The following is a 26,414-nucleotide window of genomic DNA, read 5'->3' on the forward strand; positions in this document are numbered from 1 at the left end:
CGGTCGACAGGTATTGCGATGTTCCCGGAATTCTTCCGTCGGTACGCACCCGAACTGTTGATCGCCTTCTTCGGTCTCATCTTCCTGGTTGCGGCCTTCGGGGAGGTCGGCGGGGAAGCGGGAGCGTTCCTCACCTCCGCGCTCGACGTGGCGCTCTTCGTCATCCTTGCCATGCTCGTCTATCTCGCCGGAACCCGGCACCCTGCGTTCCGGTGGGCCGCCGTCCTCTGGCTCCTGATCGTGGTGGCCGGGCTTGCGGCCATTGCGGCGGGGTTCGGAGTCATAGCAATCCTGCCGGCCGAGATGCTCGAGGCCGAGGAGATCGATCCGGAGACGGTCGACCTTGCCATGGCCGCGGAGGTTGCGCTTCTCCTCCTCGGCGTCTTTGTTGCGGGGCTTGCAAGCCTCATCGGGCTCTCCCGCCGGTTCAGGGGGTGGCTTGCAGGGTATCTCCCGTTCGATCCGGACTCGCTCCTCCATACGGTCGCGCTCGTGGTCATCCTCGCCATGATCCTCATCCCTCCCGTGCCGCTCCTTGTCACAGGGGTTCCGCCCTTCCTCTCGGAGCCGTTCCTCGACCTCCTGCTCGAGTCCGGAGATCTCTTCGCGGAGTCGGTCACGCTGAACGCCTACACCCTCTTCTGGACGCTCATCGGCTCGTTCTTCATCGCCGGAGCGTTCGTCCGCCGGTCGCCCCGCGAGACCCTGGAGCGGCTCGGGCTCGTCCGCCCGACGGCGAAAGAGGTTGCTTTTGCCGTCGGTGCGGGTCTCGTGCTCGTCGCCGTATTCCACTTCATCGATCTGGCGCTCGCCGTGCTCGTGGGCTGGCTCGGCCTTCCGGTCACCGACATGGAGGCCGTCAACCTGCTCTTTGCCGGAGCGCTCACGCTCCCCGGGATCATCGTGGCATCCGTCGCGGCGGGGTTCGGCGAGGAGGTGAGCATCCGCGGTCTGCTCCAGCCCCGGTTCGGCATCCTTCTTCCGGCGCTCCTCTTCGCGTCGCTCCATGCGTTCCAGTACAGCTGGGACGGTCTCATATCGGTCTTCCTTGCGGGGATTCTATTCGCCTACATCCGGCAGTATACGAACACGACGACGTCGGCGATCACGCACACCGTCTACGATCTCGTGCTCTTCTCGATGCTGATGGTCGGGATGTCGATCTGACGCGGGGGATTCCCGGGATACCCTTTTCAGGACGAACTCGTCGTAAAATGCCTCTGCCGGGGGGAGAACCCCCCTCTCAATGCCCGATATGGTCCCCGGCGCAGAATGGCTTATTCCGCGATCTCCCGCACCCGCACAGGGTAACCCGGTTTCTGATCGTGTAGGTCCTTCCGTCGGCGGACTCGATCGGGATCCCGCCGCGAACCCAGAGCGGCCCGTATTCACCCCTGGCCGGATTCTCGATCACGACGACGGATCTCTCAAGAGCGGGTTCGATCGTCTCACCGGTCTGCCGGTCACGGAGAACGAGCCGGCCGGAGGGACAGTTGCACGCTTCGTCTATCGCCGTGTCCCGGGCGTCCGGGATATCGGACCGCTCCGTGAGGTTCCAGATCCCCCCTGCCCGCAGGCAGAACCGTGCGTGCGCACAGAGCCCTTCATAATCGGCCAGCTCCAGTTTCGGCCCTCTGATGATGGTGGGATTCTCAAGATACGGTTCATCCCCGGCAGTTTCAGTACCGTTAAAGTGAACCTTCGCATGCGTCCCGTCGCAAAAGGGTTTGTTCTTCGAATGCCCGCAGCGGCACAGGGCATATTCTTCCTGCAGGGGATACTCCCGTACCTTTTGCCATGAACGGCAGTCGCCCCTTTCATCGCTGGCGATCTCCATCACCATGAGCGGGACACTCCCGGTCACGATGTACGGGCCATTCCTGCTCACCCGGATCTTCATGGTATCATCCCCGGTAGCTCTTCTGTATGTTAACCTGTGGGTGAAGGGGACCTGACCGGCGAGTCCTCATGCGAAACGGGCAGATAATCCGGCACAATCCAGAGAATTGCGATCGGAATCTGCAGGGAGTCTGCGTGAAAAATCTGATAAAAGAATCAACCTTGTGTTAAAACGCTGAGGGGGAGATTTGAACTCCCGAGGGGCTCAACGCCCCACGGGCTTTCCAGGCCCGCGCCCTACCGGTCTAGACTACCTCAGCCCAGATGTGCATCATTAGTTGGCGGTGTATTCTATTAATATTAGCTCCCGGCGTGCGTCTTCCAGCCGCGGGGGTAGGTTCCGGGCTGCATCAGGACGGTGGTGGGCGCGACGACGAACCCCGGCTCTCCGGGCTTCAGCGCCGACGAAGCGACGAGGGCTCTCCCGAGCCCCACGAGTTCGCCGCGCTCTGTCACTATCGCGACCGTCTCGCCTTTTGCAAACCCGCCCTCCTTCCCGACGACCCCCACCCCGGCAAGCACCGCACCGTGGCAGACGGCGTCGACGGCGGTGTCGCGGACGACGACCTTCGCGAGATCGGCGACGGCGGCCGCCGCGGGGAAGATCATCTTTTGCAGGTGTTCGGGGTCGCCCTCCCGGGCTGCTCTCGCGGCATCGGCGAGTTCGTGGAGGGTGACGGCGGCGGTCTCGTCGAACGATCCCGAGCGTAGCCTCCGGAGTTCCTCCATGTGGGCGCAGACCCCGAGCGCGTAGCCGAGGTGAACGCAGAGCGTCCGGATGTAGGTTCCGGCATCGCACCTGACCCGGAAGAGGACGAGCCTGCCGTCCATGTCCAGGATCTCGATCTCCTGGATCTTCCTGATCCGGAGGTTCCTCTTCACGGCGCTCTTTCTCGGCGGCCGCTGGTATATCCGGCCGGTGAACTCCTCCGCCGCCCGTTCAACGGCCTCCCGGGAGGCGTCGCCGTGAAGGCGCATCAGGCAGACGTACTCCTTGTTGTGCGAGAGGAGGACGGGGGCGAGCCGGACGGCCCCGCCGAACATGACGATGAGCACCCCGGAGACCTGCGGGTCGAGCGTCCCGGCGTGGCCCACCCGGCGCCCGAGGATATCCCCGACCCAGGCGGTCACCTGGTGGCTGCTCGGCCCCCGCGGCTTGTCGACGACGACGATCCCGGATTCGGGAACGGAACCATTCTGGCCGGTCAACGAGCTCACCTGCCTCCCGTGTGGCGGTTCAGCGTTTCAAGCGTTCCTGCGAGCGACCCGTCCCCGACGACCGCCGGAGGATGCCCGCCGGCCCGCATGGCATCCGCGGTGATCTCGCCGATGGCGACGAGGAGCAGGTCGTCGCGGGACCGCCAGCGGGCCTCCCGGTAGGACATGGCGCTCGTGAAGAGGACGGCGTCGGCGCCGTCAAGCGTGAGTTCGGCGCCCGTGGGAGCGAGGGCGTACACCCGCTCCTCCCGGACCGTTCCCCCGGCCGCGGCGATCGCGTCGAGGAGGCCCGGGTTCGGGACGTCGGCCCGCGGAATCCCGACCGTCCGGCCCCGGAGCCAGTCCCCGAGGTAGGGGGCGAAGTCACGGGAGTAGAACGTGGGGAGGACTTCCGCCTCGATCCCGAATCCCCTGAGGACTTCGGCGGTCCTGGGCCCGATCGCGATCACCCGCGGCCACCGCTCGAGTTTCGGTCCGACGACCGCGGCGGGGAGGGCGCTTGAGAAGAAGAGGCAGTCGAACTCCCCGCGGTGGACGGCCTCGACGAACGTATCGATCCGGTCGGGCCGTAGCTCCGCCCGGAGCGGCGAGACCGTGTAGCAGTCGTGACCATACGTCGCGCAGAGGGCGCGGTCTCCCGCCGCCTTGTTCTCGAGCCGGGTGATGGCGATCTTCATCGCTACAACCTTCGTCCCGGTGGAATATGACTGTATCGTGGGAGACGATTCGGTTGGTTTATCCCCGGCTGTTCCAACCGATAATTATCGTGCTCTCCGGTATCGTGCTCGGGGCCGCCGTCGGTATCGGCTGCGGCGCCGTGAGCGGCCTCGTTCCCGGCATCCATGCGAACACCATGGCAGGCGTCCTCCTCTCGCTCCAGGTGCTCCTGCTCGCCTGGTTCGACCCGGTAGTCGTCGCTTCAGCGATGTTCTCCACCCTCGTTACGCACACGTTTCTCGATAACGTCCCGGGCACGTTCCTCGGCATCCCCGACGCCGACACCTCGCTTGCGGTTCTGCCCGCGCACGCCCTCTGTCTCGAAGGGCGGGGAGAGGAGGCCGTCCGGATATCCGCCCTCGGGAGCGCCGTCGGCGTCGCCCTCTCGCTCCCGCTCGCGCTGGCTTTCGTCCTGGTGCTCCCCGCCCTCCAGCCGGCGATCGACTGGGGGATCGGCCTTGTCATCCTCGCCGTCGCCGGCTACCTCATCGTCGTCTCCGAGTCGCCGGGATGGGCGCTCGCGGTCTTCTCCGTCTCGGGGATCCTCGGGCTCTTCTCCCTCGGCTACGCGTTCCTCGCCTGGCCGGCGGGCGGCGAGTCCGGGGTGCTGATGCCCCTCCTCTCCGGGCTCTTCGGGGTCGCGGTCCTCCTCAAGGCGTCGCACGGGGCCATGCCTGCACAGCGCTTCACAGGCATCGAACTCCCCCGGGGTGCAGTCCGGCGAGGCTCCCTGCTCGGTTCGGCTGCCGGCGCTCTCGTCGGCTGGCTCCCCGGCCTCTCGAGCGCCACGGCGAACGCACTTCTCACCTCGGTCGTCGGTTACGACTCCAACCCCCGGGAGTATATCCTTGCGACCAGCGCCGCGAACACCGTGAACGCCTTCCTCGGGCTTGCGGCGTTCTACGCCGTATCCCGGACGCGGAGCGGGGTGATGGCGGCGATCGGAGCGCTCGAGGAGATCCCGCCGGCCACTGCCGTCCTCCTTGCGGGCACAATGGCCGCGGCCGGCGCCTATCTCCTGACCGTTCTCCTATCGTCGATGGCCGGCTGGTTCGGAGGGGTGAACGTCACGAACCTCAACTACGGCGTCATCGCTTTCGTCGTCCTCCTCTCCCTCTTCCTCTGCGGTCCGTTCGGGGGACTCGTTCTTCTCCTCGCAACGGCGGTCGGTTATGTGCCGACTCTCGTCAACGTCCGCCGGGTCTACTGCATGGGTGCGATCATGGTGCCCGTGATGGCCTACTCCTTCGGTCTCGCCTGACGCTCTTATATCGACTGCCTCCCAATACGGTACCATGCTACAGCGCTACTGGTTCGGGGACGTCGATGAGGAGGGGTGCCGGGCCGCCGGCACCGATCCGGCCGCGCTCGCGGAGCGTGCGGCCGCGCTCCGCACCGGTATGGATTCATTTGTCCCCATCAAATGGGAGATTGCCCGGGACTGCGGAGTCGTCCGGACCCGGGAGGAGTACGTCGACCTGCTCCGTTCCGTCTGCATCGCCCTTGCCCGAAAAAAGATCGTCCAATCATACCAGGGCCGGGACGTCGAGCTCCTCCAGATGGTCAGGATGCTCGACGAGCTCGACAACGTCATCAATCTTCTTCAGGAGCGTGCCGCGGAGTGGTACCAGGTCACGAACCCCTCGTTCTCCCGGAAATACCGCAGTCTCCCGGCGAAGAAGATGCTCGGGATCATCCGGAAGGGAGCGAGAGGAGGTCTCTCGGACGTCGCCGACGAGATCGACCGGCTCGCCGGGACGAGGAGCCGCCTGATGCGGGAGGTCTCGGCCCGTGCCGATGAGGTGATGCCGAATACGAGCGCTCTCATCGGCGGTCTGGTCGCGGCCCGGCTCCTCTCCAAAGCAGGGGGGCTTGAGACGCTCGCGAGGATGCCGGGGAGCACCATCCAGGTCCTCGGCTCGGAGCGGGCTCTCTTCTCACACCTCCGGGGCGGGACGCCGCCGCCCAAGCACGGGATCATCTTCCAGCACCGGCGGGTCCACAACGCGCCCAAAGACGTCCGGGGGCGGGTGGCCCGGGTGCTCGCGGCGAAACTCGCCATCGCCGCCCGGCTCGACTACTACCGGGGTGAGGCGGTGCCGGAGTTCCTCAAAGACGCCCAGGCGCGGATCGACGATGCGGGGGTCGAGGCATGATCCGGCTTGGGAACGTGCTGGTCTCGCCCGGCGAGGGCGGGGTCTACGGGGAGCGGACGCTCGACGGTTACCGGGTCTGGGACCCCTACCGGAGCAAGCTTGCGGCGCTCTACACCCTCGGCGGCGGGATCGAACTCACCCCCGACATGAGGGCGCTCTATCTCGGTGCGGCGAACGGGACTACGGTCTCCCATGTCGCCGACTACGTCGAGACCGTCTACGCGGTGGAGTTTGCGCCCCGGCCGATGCAGGATCTTCTCGAGGTGGCCCGCCGTAGGCGAAATATCGTCCCGATCATGGCCGACGCGAACCGCCCGGAGGAGTATGCGCCGTTCATGGAGGCGGTGGACCTCCTCTACCAGGACGTGGCGCAGCCCAACCAGGTCGAGATCGCGGAGCGAAACCTGGTCTTCCTCAAACCGGGAGGCCACCTCATCCTGATGCTCAAGACCCGGAGCGTGGACGTCCGGCGCGACCCGGCGGAGGTGCTCGCCGAAGCGCGGACCGGGCTTGAGAAGCGCCTCGATATCGCGGACGTCCGGTGGCTCGACCCCTACCACCACGATCATGCCGCGATCGTCTGCTCCCGCCGGGAGTAGTATATATTAGAAGGGAGGGCGACTCCTTCACATGGACCGGGTCGTCTTCAACCCCTTCTCCCCGCTGATGCTTCTTTTCTTCTTCGGACTGCTCGTTCTCTTTCTCCTCGCAGTCATCGTCTTTCCGATCCTTTTTTTGACGGCGATCGGTGCGACCTTCACGCGGCTCGGGTTCTCCTGGTGGCAGGCGCTCCTCATTCTCTTCCTGACGCTTGTCGGGAGTTTCATCAACATCCCGGTGAGCACGCTTGAGGGCCGGCCGGGAGTGCCGGTCTACGACCGCTACGCCGTGATGTACGGGCGGCTCTACCGCATCCCGCAGCAGACGCAGCGGACGGTGCTTGCGGTCAACGTCGGCGGCGCCCTCATCCCGGTGGCGATATCGCTCTACCTGCTCTACGAGTCGGTCGTGATCAGCGAAGGCTACCACCTCTTCGCCCTTGCGCTTGCCGGGGTCGCGGTCGTGACCGTCGTAACGAAACTCGTCGCCCGCCCGGTGCCGGGGCTCGGAATTGCGACGCCGTTCTTCATCCCGCCGCTCGCGGCGCTCTTTGCGGCGTTGATCCTCTCGCTCTTTGTGGGCGGCGTCCCGGCCGCGGCGGTGATCATCGCCTACGTGAGCGGGACGCTCGGCACCCTGATCGGGGCGGACCTCTTAAACCTCCACCATATCGCGGAACTGGGGGCGCCGACGGCAAGCATCGGAGGAGCGGGAACGTTCGACGGGATCTTCCTGACCGGGATCATCGCGGCGCTGCTGGCATGAGAGGTTATTGGCGGTTCAAATATCAGACCCAGAGTTTTAGTCAGTGGATGAACTGCAGCTCCGGGTCATACTTTCACCCCGCCCGGCGCCTCTTAATGCGCTCGGAGCATCAATGGGTCGTTCGTAAAGGTGAGGAGACCAAATCCACGCAATAAACGTTGGGACGGCCTCATGCGAAGGGAAGGTAATAGTTATGAATGTGGAGCAAGTCTCATCGGTTGTTGTTGATACGGCTTATCACCTGCATCGAGATCTGGGGCCCGGACTGCTCGAATCGGTCTATGAAACAGTCCTTGCGCGGATGCTGGAAAGGCGGGGATTGCAAGTAGAACGGCAGAAATCTGTGACTTTCGACTTTGAAGGGATGCATTTCGACGATGGTCTACGGGTGGATTTGCTGGTGGATGGTTGTCTGGTAGTTGAGTTGAAGTCTGTGGAAAAAACTGCCCCGGTTCATGCCAAGCAGGTGTTGACCTACCTGCGGGTGGTGCAACTTCCGCTGGGGCTGCTGATCAACTTTGGCGCGGGGACATTCAAAGAAGGCGTGAAGCGGATCGCCAACAATCATACTGAATTGGCCTCTTCGCGGCTTCGCGTGAACCGTGATGTATGAATGGTGATAACACCTCACGCGAAGGACGCGAAGCCGCGAAAGGGAAGTTGCCAGCAATCACATTGACTTCGCGTTCTTCGCGGCTTCGCGTGAACCGTGGTGCATGAATGGTGATAAAGCCTCACGCGAAGGACGCGAAGGTGGGGATGGCGATCACTAGGTGTCCCGTGTTGCCGGCGCCCCGGAGTGTCACTCTGCCCAGAGCCCGGCAAAGACCTCCACCTGCCGGGCGTAGACGTTCGCCGAGTCCTCCTTGTACTCGAGCGTCGCCGGGACGGCGGCGTGCCGGCGGAGCCGGGCAAAGACCGCCGCGAGATCGAGGCCGCCGTCGGGGTGATCGAGTTCGAGGTGCTCGTCGGTGATCGAGCCGCATCGTATATTCGAGAGGTGGTGGAGGGCCACGTTGAGGCCTTCAAATTGTTCCAGTTCATCCACGAACGAGAGGCGGCGGTAGTTTGCGGTGCAGGCGAGGTGGGGGAAATCGAGGCAGAACCGGGTGATCCTGGTGCCTGCTAGCGCCGCGAGTTCTTTGGCGGTGTTTCCGAGGAGGGGGTAGCCGGCGTAGACGGCGGGGAGGTTCTCGAGGGTGAGGCGGGGATCGTTGTGGTGGTCGAGGAAGTCGGCGAATGCTTCCACGGCGGTAAAACGGCCTCCCGGCTCGTACCGGCCTGCGTGGAGGACGATCGTCTCCGCGCCGAGGGTGTCGGCGGCCTCAAGCGTCCGGCTCATCGCCTCCTCGATATACGCCTTGATCACCGCGAGCGGGCGGTCGTCGTAGGCGGCGGGAGCGCAGGGGTTGACGCCGTGGCCGTGGTGGGGTGCGTGGACGACGACCGGGATGCCGGACGCGGCGATCCGGCCGAGGCGTTCGCGGAAGAGCCGCCGGGGCAGGGGGACGGCCTGCACCTGGATGTGCCGGATCGCGCCGTCTTCGTAGAGCCTTGCGAGCAGGGCAAGCGTCTCTTCGTCGTCGAGGCGCACGGTGCAGCCGAGGTTATAATCAACCATATACCACCCTCCGGTGTATGCTGGTTTGAAGGCGGAGAAAAAGATTCGAGTAGCCCGGAGCAGATTCGAACTGCTGTCGCGAGATCCAGAGTCTCACATGATTGACCGCTACACTACCGGGCTATTGGGCTCTAAAATGTTGTTTGTGAATCTTAATTAAAGTGACGGCCGGGGTTTATGCCCCGGACGAGCGCGGGCACTTCCCGCAGGCCCGGCAGACTTCGGCAACGGGCCGGATCTCGGTGCCTGATCTACAGAACGGCTCGATATCGTTGAGATCTCGGCGGTAGTAGATGTGGGGGACGAGCGCGATATGCGTGTAGCGCCCGCAGGGCACGCCGAGCCGGTCCGCGATCATCTTCTGGAGGCGGACGAGCGCGTACATGTTGGAGCCGGCGGCGGAGAGGATGTCGTTGCTCCTGAAGACGACCTTCATCTGGAGTTTCCCGTCCCGCAGCAGGCACTGGACAAGCTGGAGGCAGGGGCAGTCGTCGAGGTTCTCGTCGACGACGGGGTTCCAGGTGATCGCGACCGCCCGCCGGGAGTTCGGGGCGGCAGCGAGTTTCCGGGCGATGTAGTCGATCTGGTCGACGTGGACGTCTTCGCCCTCCGGCGCGACCCGGAGTTGTTCCTGAACGGAGCAATCCGGTCGCTCCAGAGGTGCGACCCGGAGTTTTTCACCCCAGTCGAAGAGCCGCCGGTGGTAGTCGTACTCGAACTTTGCGTCGGAGCCATGCAGGAGGTTGTCGGCGTAGACGTCCAGGAACCGCTGCTGGAACCGGGAGGCGGGGCTTGCCATGGGAACGCTCTCCGGCGACTCTACCTCGAGCGCGAGTTCCTCGCACTCGATCGTCGCCTCGTCGTTCTCGGTATCCAGCACCCATCCCTTCTCGAGGACGGTCCTGACCGCCAGTTCGTGTGCCCGTGCGAGCGTGGGGGCCCGAATGATCCGCATAGAGAGTAGTTTGCAGGCCGGGGTAGAAAAGGCTCCCCACTGGAGACCGTCTCATATATACATGCTCCGGTGGTGCCGCCGTCGGGGGCGGCCGGCCGGGGAGCGGGCGAGGCGGGCGCTCGAGACATTGCCCGCCGGTCGATGCCGGGCAGGCGCGGCGCTGTCGGGGCGGCGCGCGGCCGGCGGGAGGAGGGAGCGCCGCCGGGGCCGGGAGTTCCCGTCTTTTTCCGGAGTAAGTTTTTTATCCTCGTATATCTATGAACCCCGGTGATCCGGGAATGAAGCGTGATCCTGGCGCATTCGGGGCGTTTTCCAGTATTGTGGTGCCTTTCAGGGACGCCAGATCCCCGGTCGACCACAAAGGATATATTAAGTGTTCCACAAATATTGTGACATATTCCGTGATTCGGAGTATAGAGCGTGGTGAACCCGTATTCGACGTCTGTCGAGTACCTCGCGTTCACATTCCCTCATGTCATCACAAATGGAGGTATAGTATGAAGAGTATGACAAAACTGATGGTTGTTGCCATGGTCCTCGCGGCTGCGCTGGTCGTTGCACCGGCTGCGGCACGTGTGGTCACCCAGACCGGCACTACCGTCTATGTAGGCGAAGAACAGCTGAATTTCGCCGGCTTTGGTACACTTTCTGGTCAGGCCGACCAGTTGGTCCATTTCACCAACTTTGGAGACCGGGCCATCGATAAGACCATCCAGGCGGATTCCGTTGGTAACATCACTGAGCTGACTCGCGCCGCCGTTGGCACGACGACCGGCCCGTACTATGTGTTTGCTGTTGGGGATGACCCCAGTTCGGACACTCCCGCGGGATACGTTAACGTCCAGTACCCCGACGCAACGCTCGGTGTTGTTCTTAGCTCCAACCAGCAGGAGTCCGTGGACGGCAAGTCCGTCACCCGCGAGACCCCGGTGGCCTTCAAGCTGACGAACAACCTGAACGGCCTTGCAAACGAAGGCGCCACGATGCGCATCGAAGTCACCCTGCCCGGTGGCGGTGTGACGACCGACTTCGGCGGCCAGCTCCTGAACTCCATCGCAGTTAACGGCACGACCGCTCTGGTGAACCCCGTCGACCTGGCGAACGCCGAGGCCGGCACCTACACCGCCATTGCGAAGTGGCCCAGCGGCAGCGACTTCTACGGCAAGGGCTTCGACTCCAACACCGTGACCTTCGAGGTCCTCACCAAGTCGCTTGCCATCACGTCCAACAAGGACAGCGTCGTTCGCGGCAACAGTTTCACCGTGACGATCACCGGCGAATCCGCCAAGATGTACAACCTGTACATCAAGGACGTGGCTGGTCTTGACGTGAGCGAGTACCCCTCCCTCGTAGCAGGCCAGAATGGGGTTACTGCTAACAATGTCACATACAGGCCCGGGGTCAGCGATATCAACGCGACCGTCGTGACCAACGCCGGCGGCACCCGGACCGTCCAGTTCGACACGAACACGAACACCGACGACCGGCAGTTCACCCTCCGCGTTGAGGACCCGGGTGACGTCAGCGGCACCTACGACGAGGTCAAGGTGAGGATCGAGCAGGGCGACGTAACCATCACGGCGTCCGGCACCGGTGTCTACTACATCGGCGAGGAAGTCACGCTCTCCGGTACCTGCACCGACAACGCGACGACGGTCCACCTCTTCATGACCGGCCCGAACCTCAACAGCAACGGTGTCAAGCTCGACACCATTGAAGAGGTTGAGAACAACGTCACCTCCTCGTTCACCACGGCGGACGTTAAGGCTGACGACACCTGGTCGCTCAAGTGGAACACCGGCGACATCCAGAGATCCCTCGATGCAGGCGGCTACACGATCTACGCTGTCTCGAAGCCTCTGAACAAGGCCAGGCTCTCTGACGCCAAGTACGCCACGACTTCCATCCAGCTCCGGTCCGGCTTCATCACCGCGACCTCGAGCGGTGCAGTCGTCGCGAAGGGCGACGACCTGACGCTCACCGGAACTGCACAGGGCGACCCCGACAGCGTCCGTGTCTGGATCTTCGGGAAGAACCTGCAGTTGACCGATGAGTCCGCCACCGTTGAGGATGACGGCAGCTTCGAGTACGAACTCACGAACACCCAGGACCTCACTGCAGGCCAGTACTTCGTGGTCATCCAGCACCCGATGATGAACAAGGAGTTCGACATCTACTCCGGTATCACTGGCTGGATCAACGGCACGGCTGACTCCGGCTTTGCCCCGGTGCGGATCGGCGGGCTCCAGGCCTCCGATGCGGCGACCGCGGTGATCACCGCCCTCGACTCGCCGAACATCGACGACACCTACGTGAAGCTCACGTTCGTCGTCGAAGAGGCGAACATCTGGATCGACGCGATCGGCGACAAGGCCGCGGGCAGCACGTTCACGATCACCGGCACGACCAACCTCGCTGTCGGCGACACGCTGAACATTGAGGTCACCTCCGCTGCGTTCCAGCCGACCACCAAGAGCGAGGCCTCCGGCTTCGGCTCGGTTGCCGGCGTAACCGAAGTCCAGCAGGGTGACGGCGCGAACACCTGGTCGTTCGAGGTTGACGGAAGCAGCTTCAAGCCCGACCAGTACATTGTCACCGTCGAGTCCATCGAGACCGACACGACCGCGACCGCGACCTTCAACGTAGTCGAGGCAGTCCCGACGACTCAGACCACCCCGGTCGAGACCACCCCGACCGAGACCACCCCGACCGAGACCGCGACCACCGAAGCTACCCCGACCACGACCCCCGGATTCGGAGCACTCCTTGCTCTGGCCGGCCTTGGTGCGGTTGCCTTCCTGGTCCTGCGGCGGGACTAAACCCTAACTAAATCTATTTTTTCTTTCAGCCGGTTTCAATGAGCGTTTTTGGATACGGGACGGAAAGCCGTATTCACATCCCGACCCGTGGAGATGAGTAGCACCGCTGGCCTGTCTCTGCCGCTAACCGGCGGGAAGGGTGTTACTTCGTATAGGGTGCGCCAGATCCGTGGAGAGTAGCAGGCTTAAGGTGGACACTACCTGCAGGCTCCCCCGATCAGCCGCCCTTAAGTAGTACAAAACCTCAATTTCAATCAGGATGGGGTTACGCGTATGAAACTGACTGTGAAACTGCTCGATATCGAAAACCGGGGGGTTCTCCTCCACAGCACCGACGCACGGAGCATGCGGGTCCGCGACGGCGACCGCGTCCAGATCGTCGACGAAGCGACCGGAAAGACCGCCCAGGCTCACGTCGACACCACCGGGTCGCTCATCGAGCCGGGCGTCATAGGCATCTACCGGCCGGTGAACACCACGCTCGCCGTCGACGAGGGAACCCCCGTCGAGGTCCGCGGCGCCGAGCGGCCGGCATCCCTTGAGCACATCAAGAAGAAGATGGACGGCGGCCGGTTCACCAAAGACGAGACCATGGATATCGTCAGGGATATCGTCGACGACGTCCTCTCGCCCGGCGAGATCACCGCTTACGTCACCGCTTCCTATATCAACGGCCTCGACATGGACGAGGTGGAATACCTGACGAGGGCCACGGTCGAGACCGGAGAACACCTCCGTTTCACCCGGCACCCCATCGTCGACAAACACTCCATCGGGGGTGTCCCCGGGAACAAGATCACGCTCCTGATCGCCCCGATCATCGCCGCGAGCGGTCTTTTGATCCCCAAGACCAGCTCCCGCGCCATCACCGGCGCAGGGGGAACCGCCGACCTCATGGAAGTCCTCGCGCCCGTCTCGTTCCCGGCGCTCGAGGTGCAGCAGATGACCGAGAAGGTCGGCGGCGCCATCGTCTGGGGCGGTGCCACGAACATCGCCCCCGCCGACGACAAGATCATCACCTACGAGTATCCGCTCCGCATCGACGCCCGGGGCCAGATGATCGCGAGCGTCATGGCGAAGAAGTTCGCCGTCGGCGCCGACCTCGTGGTCATCGATATCCCGGTCGGCCGGAACACCAAGATAGCAACGACCCAGGAAGGGCGCAAACTTGCCCGGGAGTTCATCGAACTCGGAGACCGGCTCGGCATGCGGGTCGAGTGCGCGTTAAGCTACGGGGAGTCGCTCGTCGGCCACACCATCGGCCCGAACCTCGAGGTGCGCGAGGCGCTCGCCGTCCTCGAGGGGGCGACCGAGCCGAACTCCCTGATCCAGAAGAGCCTCTCCCTCGCCGGGATCGCGCTCGAGATGGCCGGGAAGGCCGGGCCGGGGCAGGGTGCGCAGGCAGCCGCCGAGATCCTCCGGAGCGGCAAGGCACTCGAGAAGATGCGGCAGATCATCGAGATCCAGGGCGGCGATCCGACCGTGAAGGCCGAAGATATCGTTCCCGGGGAGTACTGTTTCGACGTCAGGGCGCCGCAGGACGGTTACGTCATCGAGCTGAACAACAGCGCTCTCGTCACGCTCGCCCGGCTCGCCGGTTCGCCCTATGACCACGGCGCGGGCCTGCTTGTCCACGCAAAGAAAGGAACCCGGGTCCGGAAAGGCGATCCCATCTTCACCATCTACGCCGACCGCGAATGGCGGCTCGAGCGTGCGATCGAGGTCGGCCGGACGCTGATGCCGGTGCTTGTGGAAGGTATGGTACTTGAACGTATCCCTCATGAACGGTGGGTGTAAACCGATGCACTCAAATTTTCGACCGCAGTAATACTCTTCCATGAAGAAAAGTCGTCTTGCTATAGCCATCCTTATCTCCTGCGTCCTCCTCTGCTGCTCGGCGCAGGCGGTCACCCTGCGCATCAGCGTGGCCGACGATAAGACCGATGACGCGCTTGCCGATGCCTCGATATACATCGACGGGGACTACGTGGGAAGCACCAACTCGGCTGGAATCTACTCCTACGTCCATTCCGGGAAGAAAGACCTCTACCTGAAGGTCGTCCGGAAAGGCTACCGGAACTGGGTGGAATACGTCGATTACGACGCGACCCGTGTCGGGGTCGATATGATACGGGAGGACGCGACCCTCACGTTCGAACTCTACGACGCGGGAACCCTGAAACCGATCGTAGGCGGCGTGGTGCGCGTTACGGGTACCGATTACTCCGATTCGGAGGTCACCGGCAGCACCGGAACCGTGAATTTCCCGGTGAAGGCGGGTGATTTGTACAATGCCGAGATCCGCGCATCGGGATACCACGACCTCTCAAAGACCGTGCAGATGGAGAGCAGCGGCAGAACGGTCCAGTGCCTGCTCTTCTCCAACGACATCCTGGGTGTCCAGGTGCTGGATGCCGAGACTTCCGCCCCGCTCAAGGATGCGGAGGTGTATGTCGATAACGCGCGCGCCGGGGTGACCGACGCCGACGGCAGGCTGCAGTTCCACCTGGAACGGGCGAAGAGGTACTCCTTCAGGGTAACGGCGCCCGATTACCAGCCCTACCAGGAGAGCCGCTACCTCGAGGTGGACGACGTCTTCCTCCCGGTACGTCTCTCGAAGTCGGAATATCCCGTCTCGATAACGGTCTTCAATGAGGCGACGAAGCCGGTCGAAGGGGCTGAAATCTATCTTAACGGGACGTTGCAGGGCAAGACCAGCCAGTACGGCAGGTTCATGCTCTCCAATATCCATGCAGGAATCTACGAGATCGTGGTGCGAGCGTCCGGTTACGAGGACTGGAGCGAGACGCGCCAGATCTCCGGGCAGGGCGAGGATATCGTCGCCGAACTCGGTTACGACCGGGCGAGCGTGACCATCCGCGCACAAGACCCTGACCAGAACCCGGTTGCCGGAGCGGTCGTTGTCATCGATGGTCAGGTCGTCGGGGTGACCGATAGCCTGGGATGTCTCAAGACGGTGCTCGTCACGAACAAGGTGCATGCCGTCACCGCTGCCTGTGACGGTTACCGGAACATCTCAATCGATGCCGATATCCCGCTCGGCATAACCGAGACCACCGTTCCGCTCGTCATGGAACAGGATTTCAATGTCTGGGTGCTCGTGGCCGGTGTCGGGGTTGCTGCTGCAGCCCTCATCGGTGCGGTCATGGTCTTCCGGCACAGGCGGGCGGGACGAAATAGGGGCAGGTCACGCGGTCGGGATAGCCTGTAGTTCCCCAACCCTTTTTTTCCCGGTTCGGGCTCCGGCAGTGCATTTCTCCCTCGGCCCGGCGACCGGATTCGTCCATGGAGAAAAGATATTTGTGCGTGAAGACGGGTCGGTATTTTTTCTTTCATCAATGAGATGCTCTGCAGAAATATATGTTCAATTTGGGCAGATATTATTGGTTGATTAGGGAAAGGGGCTTTTTGAGCCGTCCCTCTAACTGGCAACATTTATATGGTATGGTGTGTCAGGAAGACATACGGTGACGTATGAACGGATGGACGTATGCATGCCTGACGGTAGGGCTGCTCTTTCTCGCGGCCCCTGCCGGGGCGCTGATACCTGACGATATTATCCTTAGCACTGATAAGCCGTGGCTGGTAGCGGGAAGTGGGGAGACCGCGACCGTCACGATACTGGTCACAAACGGCACTCCTGCCAATCCGATCTCCGGTGTTGCCGTCGATCTCGCGGTGGACGGCACCTACGGGAGCATCTCGCCCGTGTACGTGACCACGGACGGTAACGGAAAGGCCACGGCGACCTTCAGGCATGGGACGCGCAGCGGGACTGCGACGATCACGGCGACGGTGTCGGAGGGGGTGGATGGACCCCTGACCCGGTTCGGCGAGCAGCAGATCGACCACGCGGCGCCGCATACGGTTGCCAATACCTGGTACGAGCCGAAAGTGACCGCCGGGAAGACGACGGAGATCGTCGTCCGGATGGAGGACCGGTACGGAAACGTGATTGATAACCGACGTGAGGTCGAGACCGTGCTCTTCACGGTGGGTCAGATCGAGGGTGGTACGGGCGCGACGTTCGTCAACGGCACGGACGAGATCTCGGTGCCGGTGGATGCAAACGGGAACGCCACCGCGACGCTCCGGGTCGATACGGTGGCCGGGGAGAACCTTGTCTCTATCTACCCTCCGGCGCCGCTGGTGATCCCGGGCTTCTCCATCACCGGCGAGGGGGGGCTGCCGGCCAGCATCACGCAGGAGGTCACTCCGTCCAGCGGTTCGGTTCCGGCCGACGGGACGACGAAGGTTTCGTTCACCTACACACTGCTCGACGAGTATGGGAATCCCTCCGGCGAGCAGGGCCTCTGGGTGAACGCCACACTGAAACGGTTGAGTCAGCCGGATGAGTACGAGAGCCGTCTCCTCAACACCAACTCATATGGACAGGTGATGATCACCTACGGGCCCGAGGACTCCGTCGGCATGGCCATCATCACCGCGACGGCGGCTGTGAACGAGAGCGTGAGCATATCGCAGAACGTCGAGTTCACCAGCACCGATCCGACGAACATGCTCCTCACAGCAAACCCGCAGTCGATGCCGAGCCGGGATGTCAACGGAAACTCGGTCGCGCAACTCCGGGCCAAGGTGATGGATATCAGGGGGAACCCTGTCGGGGGGGAGACGGTTACGTTCGAGATCGTATCGAAGAACTGCACGCCTTATGTCCAGACCACGGAACCGGAACTGGTAGCGCTCTCGAGTGTTACCAACGACAACGGGTATGCAATCGTGGAGTTCCGGCCGGGTGAGTTCACGATCGACCCGGACGTCGTGGGCTGGAGCGACACCGCGACCGGGACGGCGACCGTCCGGGCGACGTGGGAGAATGTCAGCCGGGATATCGTCCTGACCTGGAAAAACTACCCCTACCTCTCGGTGGAGACGGAGGTCTCCCCCGAGACGGTGGCGGTGAACGATACGGTCGACGTCACGATCCGGCTGCGGGGCGACGGCTGGGCGCTCCAGCCGGATCCGATCGACGTGGTGCTGGTGATCGACCGGTCGGGGAGTATGGGTTATACTGATGTGAGCCCGACGAGGATGGCGGCAGCAAAAACAGCGGCATCCACGTTCATCGATCAGATGAGTTCCGATCGAGATCGGATTGGCCTGGTCTCGTTCTCCTCCTCTACGACGGTGGATAACGAACTGGGCGATTCTTTCGAAGCGGTAACCGCAAACCTGAATGATCTCAACGCGAACGGTGCCACGCAGTTGCGGCGGGGGATCTACGAGGCGATTCTCATGCAGAAGGAGAACGCGGATCGGCCCGAGGCCGTCAAAGCTGTTGTCGTCATGACCGACGGGGATTGGAACTACGACGGAAGCCCGATTGGGCACGGGACGGGGTATCCCGCGGATTCGGCATGGGCCTACACGTTCAGCGGCAGCAACCTCGAGCCGGACAATTACCGGTATTACAATGGCCTCGGCGGAACGCTGCAGAGCGACACGAAATGGTATAGCCCATGGCATTCTTATCGTAGTTATAATTTCTGCGACGACGGTGAGTCCACCAACCAGAATATGTCCCGGTTTGCAAGCGACAACAACGTGAAACTCTACATGATCACGTTTGCCTACAACCCCAGCACAACAGTCCGCGATACGATGGACATACTCTCGACCTCGACCGGCGGATTCTATGAGCATGCTCAGAACGGTGATGATCTCACTGACATATACGAGCGTATTGCCGGCGAACTCAAGACCGAGGCCGGCGTCGATACCGAACTGGACGTCGTCTTCGAGAACGTCGAGGTGAACGGGAATTTCACCTCCGGAACCGGTGTGTTCGACTATGTCCACGAAGACGGGGTATCGACCACCATCGAGAGCTGGGTCGACAACGAAACAGGGCACCATGAGATCATCCCCCGCTATACCCGCGACGACACGCCGAACTGGACCGCGTCGAACCCGCACCTCCCCTTCAACATCGGCACCGTGCGCCTCGGCCAGACCTGGGAGACGACCTTCAGGCTTGCGGTGAAGACGGAAGGCAACATCAACATCTTCGGCCCGGGTTCGACGATCTCGTTCAACAACGGCACCGATTCGCTTGAACTCCCCGACACCTTCATCACGGCCGTACCCCTGAACAACACCGGGATGAACTTTGCGGCGCTGGAGATCGACAACCTCGTGTTCACAGGCACGATGCCGATCGACGAGCTCCTCCCGGTCGCCTGGGACCTCAATTACACCGGTCTCTACGACGTGACGGAGGATGTCTTCTATTCAAACGACAATGAGTACACCTGGGTGAGGTTCGACTCGCTTTCCGCCACGAATACGACGACAGGCGGCACATCCACGCTGAATGTGAGGGGCCTCGGCCTCCCGCCCGGCGAATACATCATCTGGGTCCGTGGTTATGCACCGGATACCGATGACGCCTCGGAAAAGATTACTCTGAATGTAACTGCCGGGGCGACCGGAGGCTCGTATATACGCATCCAGTGAGAGGCACCGGAACTCTTTTTTGCGGGTGGGGTGCGGCCCCGGGCCCCCGCGGCCCGTACTCCTGTCCTGCGCCTTGCAGGGCTCAATCCTTATTTTTATCGGCCCCTGCGCCTGACGGCCATGGAACTCTTCTTCCGAGACCTGCATCCTCCGGAGGCACAGGATAACCTGCAGGGTTCGCTGCCCGGGCACCTTCCGGTTACCTGCACGCACCTGTATTTATCCATCGCGGAACGTTCGCCGCCCTCCCCGGGGCGCCTCATATCTTGGTCTGTGCATTTACGTTTTAACTGGTTAATTGAGCCTATTTTGATTGTTTTACGAATTTTTTATGTGTAAAAATTACCGGGGAGTATCACTATATGATTGTTGTGGGGCGGGGATGATCTTTTGTCCGCTTCAGGACTGAAAAATACGTTATAATATCTGTTTTTTAGACATTTTGGTGGATTAAGTGGGCTTTCAACGTCCCCCTCCGGATCGGGATCAAATGAAAACTCTTATATATATTGTATGGGATCACGGCTCCCTGATCTCAGTATGAATTTTAAAAAAGTATCACTCCTCGCGATCCTGCTCTGCCTGATCGTTCCTGCGGTGGGTGCGACCGGTCCCGACCGGATCATCATATCGAGCGATGCCGGTTGTCTGGCGGCAGGCGGAGCCGATCCCGCTGAAATAGTCGTGCAGGTCTTCGACGAGAACGGGATGCCGCTCGACAACTGCACCGTGGCGTTCGAGGCCGACCCGGTCTTCGGCCGCATCTCGCCCGCAACCGTCACCACCGGTGCATCCGGAACCGCGACCGCAACGTTCATCCCCGGCAAGACGAGCGGCGTCGCCGTGATAATCGCACGGTCCGGTGCTGTAGAGGGGACATTTCTCCTCCCGATCGACCACGGTCCACCCTGCCGCATCACGCACCTCGACTACGAATATGAGGTGGCCGCGGGCAACGTCACCGTCATCACCGTGGGGCTGGCCGACCGGTACGGCAACCCGGTGGACGATACCCGGGGCACCGAGGCCGTCCGCTTCAGCGTCGGTTCGATCGGCGACGATGCCGTCTTCATCGACGACGGGGGGGCGACGGTGCCCGAGATCGAGCGGACGGTCAATGCCACGGGATTCGTCCAAGTGCCCTTCAGAACCGGCCGAACCGTGGGTGAGAACATTGTCCGGATAACCGCTCTTTCAGGCGGGGTAAACCGCTACATCTCCATCCATGGGCTGCCCACCGGACTTCCGGGCGCAATTGCCGCCTCGATCAGTCCCGATGCCGATCCGGACCCCTACCAGCCCGCCGATGGCGAGAGCACGTTTACCCTGACGTACCGGCTCTTCGACTCCTGGGGCAACCCCGCATCCGGCCGGGACATCCGGGTCGCCACATCGCTTGCAGGGGAAGGCACCGTCCTGACGACGAACGGTTCGGGCGTCGCCCGCCTCACCTACGGCCCGAAGGATACCACCGGCAGGATCACCGTCACCGCAACAGCCGTGGACAACGCAAGCGTGACGGTATCGCAGATTGTTGAGTTCGTTCACACCGCCCCTGCGGATATGCTCCTCTCGGCAAACCCGCAGTCCATGCCGAGCCTCGATGTGCCGGGCTCAAGACCGGCAACTCTCCGTGCGAAGGTTATCGACGCCAAAGGAAATCCGGTCGGCGGAGAAGACGTGACCTTCGCCATCCGAAACGTCGATGCCGGCGAATTCGTGCAGGTCGCCGCCCCCTATCTCTCCGCATCCTCTGCCGAGACCGATGACGACGGTTACGCTGTCGTCCGGTTCTACCCGGGCACGTTCACGACCGACCGGAACGATCCGCGCTGGAGCGCCGCGGCGAAAGGTGGGTGCGACGTCGCCGCTACATGGAACGGCACCACCCGGACGATACCCCTGGCCTGGGAGAACTACCCCTATCTCTCGGTGGAGGCGGAGGTCTCTCCCGAAACGGTGGCGGTGAACGACACGGTCGATGTCACGATCCGGCTAAAGGGCGATGGCTGGGCGCTCCAGCCGGACCCGATCGATGTAGTGCTCTGCACGGACCGGTCGGGAAGCATGCTCTACGACGATCCCGATCGGATGCACTCGGTCCGCGAGGCGGCGAAGATGTTCGTGGATCAGTTCTCGGAGAACCATGATCGCGCGGCCACTGTCTCATTCGGGCGAGCGGGGTATATCTCGCGCCCCGGCGCCAGTTCCGGTATCGGCACGCGTGAAATCGACAACGACTATACGTATCCGAAGACTTACGGCGACCACGCAACGCTTGATCTCGGGCTGACCTATGATCTCCAGGTGGTCAAGGATGCGCTCGACGGCATCGTCCCCGACCACGGCACCCCGCTCCGGCACGGGGTGAAGATCTCGATCGACCACCTGGTCGCCCGTTCAAACAACGGTTCGGTAAGGGCCGTGGTGCTCCTCTCCGACGGGGACTACAACTGGTACGGCGACCCGCTTGCCCGGGGTTCGGGTTCGACCTATTACTCGCCGGAGCAATACGGAACACTGACCCGGAGTTACTACCGGTACGGGGATCTCCCCTCGAACTGGCAGAACCTGGCGGCTTACGCTGCGGATAACAACATCCGCATCTTCACGATCTCGTACTCGGAGAGCCTCTCCGGTGACGCGAGATCGACGTTGCAGAGCATTGCCGAATCGACTGGGGGGAGATATTACCACGCACCGGGTCCGGATGCCCTGGAGCCGATTTACACCGAGATCGCCGGTGTCCTCAAGACGGAAGCCGGTATCAACACCACGATGGGCCTCGACTTCAGCACGATCCGGGTCAACGGCGAAGACCGGGAAGGGAGGAACGTATTCTCCTACGTTTACGAAGACGGGGTATCGACCGTCATCGAGAGCGTGGTCGAGAACGAGACGGGTCATTGTGTGATTATTCCGAAACGATCCGTCAACCAGATCGATGACTGGAGCGACGACCGGAACCTGGAGTTCGAGATCGGGACGGTTCACCTCGGCCAGACCTGGGAGGCGACGTTCCGCCTGAGGGTGCTTGCCGACGGCAACATCAACGTCTTCGGACCCGGGTCCCGGATACGGTTCAACGACGCGGCGGAACTCGCCCTCCCCGACACCTTCGTCACGGCCGTTCCGGATCTCACCAACACAGGTTTCGGCTCCGCGGCGCTCACGCTCTCAAACCCGCGCTACACCTGTGCAGAACCGGTCGAGGAGCTCCTCACCGCTGCCTGGGACCTCGCCTACACCGGAGCGGCGACCGTGACCGAGTCCGTGGAATACTCGAACGACGGCGGCCTCTCCTGGGTGCGGTGCGGCACCCTGACCGCAGACGGTACCGTGACCGGTGAAACCGCCTCTCTCCATGTCCGGGAACTCCCGCCGGGTGAATACCGGATCCGGGTACGCGCTTTTGCAGACGACGTACCCGATGCCGGCTTGCTCTTTCCACCCATTCAGGTCGGAGAGCCGCACAGGGCATACATCCGGCTCATGTAACGATATTCGGGTGCGTGGACCACGCACCCCAAAAACCAACGGACCCAGCGGGAATTGAACCCGCGTCCTTGGGTTCGAAGCCCAAAAGGATGTCCACTACCCCATGGGTCCCCTCTTCGGTTTCTATCATAAGTTATTAAGCGTTTTTGTGCCAGTACTCTATACAATGATCATCTCGTCCAGCGAAATCGTTCGCCGGCTCCAGGACGGCGATCTCGTCATCGAGCCATACCACGGTGCATCCCAGCAGCCCGCATCCTACGATCTCCGCGCGGCCGAAGAGATCGTGCTCCCGCGCGGCGCATGCACCCTCGTCCCCTCGATCGAGCGGGTGGAACTCCCGCGGGACCTCGCGGCAACCCTCAGGTGCCGCTCCTCGCTCGCGCGTCGCGGCGTCCTCCTCGGCGGCGGGTTCGTCGACCCCGGATTCCGCGGCCAGCTGACGCTCTGCCTGACGAACGCCGGCGCAGAGGAGATCCGCCTTTCCAAAGGCGACCGGATCGTGCAGATGATCCTGCAGGAAGTGTTGAACGGCGACCGGCTCTATCAGGGCCGGTACCAGGACAGTGTTGGCACGGTGCATACACGATGACTCCGTCGATACGTTCGGAACGGAAGTATCTTGAGATCCTGCGGATTCTTGCGGAATCGCACGAACCCCTGGGAGCGAAACGGTTGAGTGAGAAGATGGCCGAACGGGGATTCGTCTTAAGCGACCGCGCCGTTCAGTACTACCTCCAGTACCTCGACGAGATGGGGTTTACGGAGAAGGTCGGGAACCGGGGCCGCCTCCTCACCGAGGCCGGGATCGCCGAGAGCGAGAGCGCGCTCGTCGATCAAAGGCTCGGCTTCATCATATCGAGGCTCGAGCAGCTCGCCTTCCGGAGCACGTTCGACCCGTCGACCGCCACGGGCAGCGTCGCCTATAACCTTTCTTTCGTGCGGGAAGAGGATCTCCAGGCCGTCACGGCAGCCTTCGACGAGGTGGCGGCGGCGGGTTACGGGTTCCTGAACGCCTACCGGATCGTCGATGCCGACCCCCGCATACCCGACGGCCACGCCGGGATCATGACGGCCTGCAGTGTCACTCTGGACGGGGTTCTCCAGAAGATGGGCATCCCGACGAGGCTCGAGTATGCCGGCAGGATTGCCGTCGATGAGCACGGCGCCGCCGGATTCCTGGATCTCATCGGTTACCGCGGGACGTCGGTCGACCCGCTCCACCTCTTCATATCCGCCGGGCTCACCTCGATCAACCGGCTGGTGACGACCCGGGCCGGCGTCGCGCTTGCAAACGTCCGTGCAGTGCCCGCGGCCGCACGCTATCGGGTGGAGGTGACCGTCGGCCTGATGGAGGAGTGCGGCTTCACCTTCCCTGCCGGGGGGGGCATCGGCGAGTTCAATCTCCCGAAACACCCCTACCGTCTCTCCGTCGTTGCGCTCAGCGGTATGAATATGGTAGGGAACGCCATTGAGAAAGGCTACACCATCAAAACCGAGATTGGTGCAGGAACCGTACCATTCGAGAAAATAGCGGACGCTACCGGATCCAGGTGATCCCGTCGTCCGTGTCGTCGTCCGGTTTCTTCTCTTCGTTTTGGTTCTTCTGCCGGGCGGCCGCGTCGATCACCTCGAGCTTTCCGCGCGAGGGATCGACCTCCTTCGGGCGAGGGCCGGATCTGGCAAATCCCTTCCGGCCCAGCGAACCGTCCTTCGGCAAGGGCATCCCCTCGCGCACGTGCAGGCCGGCTTCCTCGAAGAGGCCGTCCTTCGGCCGCTGCATCCCGTGGCCGAGCGTAACGTGATCGCCGGTGAACACCCCTTCTTTCGGCCGCTGTATCCCGCGGTCCAGAGTGCCCGCATCTGCGGAAAGCGCCCCCTCTTTCGGCCGCTGCACGGGTTTTAAGGATGTGGAATATGCTATCGCATCGTCTTTCGGACCTGTCTTCTCGATACTGATCCCTTTGAGGCCGAAGGTGGAGTTCTTCGGGGCGGGCACCGAAGAGGTGACCGAGGCCGACCCGGTGAGATCGATCTCCCTCCCGCCCTGCTTCGGCGGAAGGACGACGGGGCCTTCATCCTGCCCCGTCTCGGCTTTCGGGAGCATATCGATGGTATCGTCCCTGCGCTTCCGGCCGCTCCCGCCGCTGCCGGGGAGCGTGATCATCTCATCCTTCTCCGGTGTGGTTGGTTCTGCCATGTACCCGATCTCCTCAAGATATGCCGACTCAAGAGGTGAGGCAAAGCCCCGGGCACCCTCGTCGTCCGGCATCTCGGGGACGGCGCCGGTTGCCCGTGCCGCCTCCTCTTCACGCAGCCGCGCCTCCTCGTCCGCCCTCAATCGTTCTTCCTCGCACTCAAGCCGGTATTCCGTCCGGATGTCCCGGATCTCCTCTACCCGGGGGATGTTGGTGAGACCCGAGAGCACGATGATGATCCCCACAAACGATGTGTTCTTCACCGGGTAGTCCCCCGACCGCATCTCGAGCCCGGCGATGCTCCGATCGATCCACTTCCGGACGGTCTGGAACCCCTTCATCGAGAGTTCGGCCGAAGGCCCGGCGATCAGCACCAGTGCCTTGTCGGCGCTCGTGAGGTCGCAGGGAACCGATACGTCTTCGTAGACCGCTTTTTTGGCGAGGGAGATGATTCGGGCAGCCTTTTCCTGCGAACCCTGAATGAAGTCTTTCAGCGACTGTCGCCGGTGGAGAACGTTCAGCCATCCGGTCGGCAGTCGCTCCGTGGCGTAGCCGACCGCAACGAAACCGTTTCCCTTCAGGGTGTTCAAGACCTCCCCGGCATCCAGAACGATCTCGGCGACGTCGAGTCCGGATTCGTTGAATTCTCCGGCGCGAAGAAGAAGGCCAATCTGGCGCGCAATCCTCTCGTTGAGCATGTTGTAGTGTGTTCTCGGGTCCGATCCTATGGGGAGCTGGCGCAGCTGGCCCATGACGCCGGTGTTCTCGGACTCGGCTGCAGCGGCGGCTGCCTTGATCTTCTGCGACCAGGTCTCGTTGTCGAAGAGGATGACGGCATCGACGATCTCCTGGAGCACGTCGAGGTCATCGGCGGCCTTGGCCGAGACCCGCTTTCCCTCCTCCAGGCACGGCAGTATGGCAAGAGCGAAGATCGGTTCCACGTAGGACTTCCGGATCTCGGCGATGATGAGCGGTGCGATGTCGATGACGCTGCCCCCGAGCCCGCAGCAGAAGAGGATGGCATCGATCTCCATCGTATCCATACTCTGGAGGCGGGTCATCACCTCCTCGATGTCGATCACGTCCGTGACTTGAGCGCGGTCCGACATATCGACCCACGGGAAGAAGATCCTTGCAGGGTCCGGGAGGTGGCGGAGTTGCAGCAGGGAGTTCGGGTCGATGTCGATCGCTACCGCACTCATGCAGTAGACTCTGCTGCGCCGGTCGTGGTCGTAGAGTTGATCCACAACCCTTGAGCCGGCGCCGCCCAGCCCTATCGTCAGCACTCGCATGAGATTATACTCCCCGTCTGATACCTTCGCATGCCCTGAGTGACCTTTGCCGCGAAAGAAGCATGAATATCATCCAAAACTATTGATGAATATGTGGGCGGACGAACATATACATTTCTGTACGTTCCGGGAAGGGGGACCCCGCCCATTCACGAAACTCTATTATTTAAGTATTCCG

At 62.5% G+C, this 26,414-nt stretch carries 19 protein-coding genes and 3 tRNA genes; 13 read left to right on the plus strand and 9 right to left on the minus strand.

Going from position 1 to position 26,414, the window contains the following annotated elements; all coding sequences use genetic code 11:
• Positions 1 to 18: 18 nt before the first annotated feature.
• Positions 19 to 1,167, plus strand: a complete 1,149-nt coding sequence (locus tag SZ63_RS01710) for a CPBP family intramembrane glutamic endopeptidase (RefSeq protein WP_048180099.1) — start codon at positions 19 to 21, stop codon at positions 1,165 to 1,167.
• 76 nt (positions 1,168 to 1,243) lie between these two features.
• Here the strand turns inward: SZ63_RS01710 and SZ63_RS01715 are convergent, their stop codons facing one another.
• The 4 genes from SZ63_RS01715 to SZ63_RS01730 form a co-directional block, all read right to left on the minus strand.
• Positions 1,244 to 1,900 (minus strand): CDGSH iron-sulfur domain-containing protein, encoded by a 657-nt coding sequence (locus SZ63_RS01715; protein WP_048180103.1) that lies wholly within the window; start codon positions 1,898 to 1,900, stop codon positions 1,244 to 1,246.
• Between the two features lie 172 nt (positions 1,901 to 2,072).
• Positions 2,073 to 2,159, minus strand: a tRNA-Ser gene (locus SZ63_RS01720).
• A 40-nt stretch (positions 2,160 to 2,199) separates the two neighbouring features.
• A complete protein-coding gene (locus tag SZ63_RS01725) occupies positions 2,200 to 3,108 on the minus strand; it encodes an RNA-guided pseudouridylation complex pseudouridine synthase subunit Cbf5 (RefSeq protein ID WP_048180799.1) in 909 nt (302 codons plus the stop codon).
• 5 nt (positions 3,109 to 3,113) lie between these two features.
• Positions 3,114 to 3,794: a uroporphyrinogen-III synthase gene (locus tag SZ63_RS01730; RefSeq protein ID WP_048180106.1), complete on the minus strand. Its 681-nt coding sequence runs from the start codon at positions 3,792 to 3,794 to the stop codon at positions 3,114 to 3,116.
• 89 nt (positions 3,795 to 3,883) lie between these two features.
• Between SZ63_RS01730 and SZ63_RS01735 the strand changes: the two genes are divergently transcribed.
• The 5 genes from SZ63_RS01735 (at position 3,884) to SZ63_RS01755 (ending at position 7,968) form a co-directional block, all read left to right on the plus strand.
• On the plus strand, positions 3,884 to 5,095 hold the full coding sequence (locus SZ63_RS01735) for a tripartite tricarboxylate transporter permease (RefSeq protein WP_048180109.1): 1,212 nt from the start codon (positions 3,884 to 3,886) through the stop codon (positions 5,093 to 5,095).
• Positions 5,096 to 5,129: 34 nt separating this feature from the next.
• Positions 5,130 to 5,990 carry an NOP5/NOP56 family protein gene (locus tag SZ63_RS01740; RefSeq protein ID WP_048180113.1) on the plus strand — a complete coding sequence of 287 codons (861 nt, stop codon included), beginning with the start codon at positions 5,130 to 5,132 and terminating at the stop codon, positions 5,988 to 5,990.
• A complete protein-coding gene (locus SZ63_RS01745; protein ID WP_048180124.1) occupies positions 5,987 to 6,589 on the plus strand; it encodes a fibrillarin-like rRNA/tRNA 2'-O-methyltransferase in 603 nt (200 codons plus the stop codon). The genes SZ63_RS01740 and SZ63_RS01745 overlap by 4 nt, the downstream gene beginning before the upstream one ends.
• A 31-nt stretch (positions 6,590 to 6,620) precedes the next feature.
• Positions 6,621 to 7,355, plus strand: coding sequence for a DUF1614 domain-containing protein (locus SZ63_RS01750; protein WP_048180129.1), 735 nt, complete (start codon positions 6,621 to 6,623; stop codon positions 7,353 to 7,355).
• A 193-nt stretch (positions 7,356 to 7,548) separates the two neighbouring features.
• Positions 7,549 to 7,968 carry a GxxExxY protein gene (locus SZ63_RS01755; protein WP_048180131.1) on the plus strand — a complete coding sequence of 140 codons (420 nt, stop codon included), beginning with the start codon at positions 7,549 to 7,551 and terminating at the stop codon, positions 7,966 to 7,968.
• Positions 7,969 to 8,157: 189 nt separating this feature from the next.
• Here the strand turns inward: SZ63_RS01755 and SZ63_RS01760 are convergent, their stop codons facing one another.
• The 3 genes from SZ63_RS01760 to SZ63_RS01770 form a co-directional block, all read right to left on the minus strand.
• The gene (locus SZ63_RS01760; protein WP_048180134.1) at positions 8,158 to 8,976 is read right to left on the minus strand and encodes a TIM barrel protein; all 819 of its coding nucleotides are present in this window, start codon (positions 8,974 to 8,976) and stop codon (positions 8,158 to 8,160) included.
• Positions 8,977 to 9,026: 50 nt separating this feature from the next.
• Positions 9,027 to 9,099: transfer RNA gene (locus SZ63_RS01765), tRNA-Gln, on the minus strand.
• Positions 9,100 to 9,151: 52 nt separating this feature from the next.
• Complete coding sequence (locus SZ63_RS01770; protein ID WP_048180136.1) at positions 9,152 to 9,931, minus strand: thymidylate synthase; 780 nt, start codon at positions 9,929 to 9,931, stop codon at positions 9,152 to 9,154.
• A gap of 497 nt (positions 9,932 to 10,428) precedes the next feature.
• Between SZ63_RS01770 and SZ63_RS01775 the strand changes: the two genes are divergently transcribed.
• The 5 genes from SZ63_RS01775 (at position 10,429) to SZ63_RS01795 (ending at position 22,746) form a co-directional block, all read left to right on the plus strand.
• Entirely contained in the window at positions 10,429 to 12,750 is a 2,322-nt protein-coding gene (locus SZ63_RS01775; RefSeq protein WP_048180139.1) for an MEMAR_RS02690 family S-layer glycoprotein, read from the plus strand.
• A 273-nt stretch (positions 12,751 to 13,023) separates the two neighbouring features.
• Positions 13,024 to 14,547 (plus strand): AMP phosphorylase, encoded by a 1,524-nt coding sequence (locus SZ63_RS01780; RefSeq protein WP_048180143.1) that lies wholly within the window; start codon positions 13,024 to 13,026, stop codon positions 14,545 to 14,547.
• 40 nt (positions 14,548 to 14,587) lie between these two features.
• A complete protein-coding gene (locus SZ63_RS01785) occupies positions 14,588 to 15,982 on the plus strand; it encodes a carboxypeptidase-like regulatory domain-containing protein (RefSeq protein WP_048180146.1) in 1,395 nt (464 codons plus the stop codon).
• 263 nt (positions 15,983 to 16,245) lie between these two features.
• A complete protein-coding gene (locus SZ63_RS01790; RefSeq protein WP_048180148.1) occupies positions 16,246 to 19,248 on the plus strand; it encodes an Ig-like domain-containing protein in 3,003 nt (1,000 codons plus the stop codon).
• A gap of 540 nt (positions 19,249 to 19,788) precedes the next feature.
• Positions 19,789 to 22,746, plus strand: coding sequence for an Ig-like domain-containing protein (locus SZ63_RS01795; RefSeq protein WP_048180151.1), 2,958 nt, complete (start codon positions 19,789 to 19,791; stop codon positions 22,744 to 22,746).
• Positions 22,747 to 22,785: 39 nt separating this feature from the next.
• Here SZ63_RS01795 and SZ63_RS01800 read toward each other — a convergent pair.
• A tRNA-Arg gene (locus tag SZ63_RS01800) sits at positions 22,786 to 22,857 on the minus strand.
• 55 nt (positions 22,858 to 22,912) lie between these two features.
• On the opposite strand from SZ63_RS01800, the gene SZ63_RS01805 reads away from it, so the two are divergent.
• On the plus strand, positions 22,913 to 23,338 hold the full coding sequence (locus SZ63_RS01805) for a dCTP deaminase (RefSeq protein ID WP_048180154.1): 426 nt from the start codon (positions 22,913 to 22,915) through the stop codon (positions 23,336 to 23,338).
• Positions 23,335 to 24,303 carry a DUF128 domain-containing protein gene (locus tag SZ63_RS01810; protein WP_048180157.1) on the plus strand — a complete coding sequence of 323 codons (969 nt, stop codon included), beginning with the start codon at positions 23,335 to 23,337 and terminating at the stop codon, positions 24,301 to 24,303. Before SZ63_RS01805 ends, SZ63_RS01810 begins: the two co-directional genes overlap by 4 nt.
• Here the strand turns inward: SZ63_RS01810 and SZ63_RS01815 are convergent.
• Positions 24,287 to 26,236, minus strand: coding sequence for a tubulin/FtsZ family protein (locus SZ63_RS01815; protein ID WP_048180159.1), 1,950 nt, complete (start codon positions 26,234 to 26,236; stop codon positions 24,287 to 24,289). The two genes, SZ63_RS01810 and SZ63_RS01815, sit on opposite strands and share 17 nt — an antisense overlap.
• Positions 26,237 to 26,414 lie beyond the last annotated feature (178 nt).

It is taken from the genome of Methanoculleus sediminis (assembly GCF_001017125.1).
GTDB lineage: Archaea > Halobacteriota > Methanomicrobia > Methanomicrobiales > Methanoculleaceae > Methanoculleus > Methanoculleus sediminis.